The following is a 1,965-nucleotide window of genomic DNA, read 5'->3' as shown; positions in this document are numbered from 1 at the left end:
AGTCCGTTGAAGCGACAAAAAGTACCTTTGCAGCTTGGCAAGTTGAGCATGCTGATGAATTTCAACAGTTGATCGATAAATATGTATAAAGAAAATAATCCCTTGGCTATATAAGCCAAGGGATTATTTTCTTTATATCTTAAACATTAAATCTGAAATAGGTGACATCGCCGTCTTGCATAGGATAATCTTTCCCTTCCAAGCGTACGAGTCCTTTTTCTTTAGCAGCTAATTCGCTACCGCAGGCAATGAGATCGTCGTATGATACAATTTCGGCACGAATAAAACCGCGTTCAATGTCCGTATGAATTTTACCTGCCGCTTTTTGCGCCCGCGTTCCTTTGACAATCGTCCAAGCGCGGACTTCATCGGCACCGGCCGTGAAGAAGTTAATTAAGCCCAAGAGTGCATAGCTGGCATGGATTAACTTCGTAAGCCCCGCCTCGGGAAGACCGAGCTCTTCCAGGAACATAGCCGCTTCATCATCGGGAAGTTCGGCGATTTCCGATTCTATTTTTGCCGATACGGCAACGACTTGGGAACCTTCGGCGGCAGCGAATTCCGTCACCTTCTGTACGAGCGGATTTTCCGTAGCTGTGGCGGCTTCATCTTCCGCTACGTTACAAATATATAAAATGGGTTTAAGGGTTAATAAATTCAATTCTTTGAGTAAGGGCAACTCATCTTTTGTCAGCTGTGCCTTGCGGGCGCCTTCACCGTTTTCCAGGCAGGTAAGCACTTTCTCGAGGACTGCTAATTCGGCTTTTGCAGCCTTGTCACCGCTTTTGGCAATTTTATTCAGTCTGTCTGCACGCTTTTGAGTTGTTTCCAAGTCGGCAAGGCATAGTTCAGTGTTAATAATATCAATATCGCGCAACGGGTCTACGGACCCGGAGACATGGGTTATGTTTTCGTCCTCAAAACAACGGACTACTTCAGCAATGGCATCGGTTTCTCGAATGTGGCTGAGAAATTTATTCCCTAGACCTTCGCCCTTGGAGGCACCTGCAACGAGGCCTGCAATATCGACGAAACGCATAACTGCCGGGACGACGCTTTTGGGATGATACATATCCGTAAGGACGGAAATGCGCTTATCGGGAACTTCTACGACCCCGACATTCGGTTCGATAGTGCAGAACGGATAGTTTGCCGCTTCGGCACCGGCTTTGGTTATGGCATTGAACAGCGTGCTTTTTCCGACATTCGGTAAGCCGACAATACCGACTTCAAGATTTGTACTCATCATATCACCTTTAATCGTTAATATATAATCAAAATTATCAGTTCAAATACACATTATACCATAAAACGGGGCCTTGTGATGAGATCCGTACTTGGCACTTTTTAGGAGTAAAAAAGAACCGCAACCGATTAAGTTAAACGGTTGCGGTTCTTTTTTATTTTATAAGGAATGTGCGCGTAATTCTTCGTCTGAGTGAACGGAAATCCATGCAGGCGGAATATCAAATACCGTAAACGCCCCCGTAGCCTTATGTTTTGCTAACCGGTTTAAACCACGTGCATATGCGGTTAATACGGAACCTGTAAATTCAGGATTGCTGTCGAGTTGCAAGCGATATTCTACAACATGTTTCGTACCCGGAGTGCTTTCGCCGCTGCGTAAAACAAAACCGCCGTGGGGAATGCCCTTGTGATCGCGATCGAGTTCTTCTTGAGAAATGAAGTGAACGACCGTTTCATAACCGACGAAATAGTTCTTCATTGTTTTGATTTCATTTTCAATGCGAGCTTTGTCAGCCCCTTCGGCAGCTACGACGTAGCAGTCTCTTAAGTGGGCTTCTTGACCCGTAACTTCCGGCATTTCACCGTTGCGGATAGCATTTAAGTATTTATCCTTAGGAACTGTATATTGACGAGCGTCTACAACACCGTCAATACGGCGAATGGCGTCGGAATGACCTTGGCTTACGCCACGCCCCCAGAAGGTATAAGACTTACCTT

At 45.6% G+C, this 1,965-nt stretch carries 2 protein-coding genes; both read right to left on the bottom strand.

The features are described 5' to 3' along the window. Window positions 1-139: 139 nt before the first annotated feature. Window positions 140-1,246, bottom strand: a complete 1,107-nt coding sequence (gene ychF, locus PGX78_RS03695) for a redox-regulated ATPase YchF (protein WP_270445446.1) — start codon at window positions 1,244-1,246, stop codon at window positions 140-142. Between the two features lie 159 nt (window positions 1,247-1,405). Further along, the coding region (locus PGX78_RS03690; RefSeq protein ID WP_270445445.1) for a diaminopimelate dehydrogenase at window positions 1,406-1,965 on the bottom strand (560 nt) is incomplete at its 5' end.

The sequence above is a fragment of the Megasphaera sp. AF13-6AC genome (assembly GCF_027685385.1).
In the GTDB taxonomy this organism is placed as follows: domain Bacteria; phylum Bacillota; class Negativicutes; order Veillonellales; family Megasphaeraceae; genus Megasphaera; species Megasphaera micronuciformis.
This window is presented reverse-complemented; position numbering and strand designations above follow the sequence as displayed.

What these genes read in the sequence shown, in the direction of transcription:
- ychF (WP_270445446.1), bottom strand. Translation starts at nt 1,246, where the DNA reads ATGAGTACAAATCTTGAAGTCGGTATTGTCGGCTTACCGAATGTCGGA.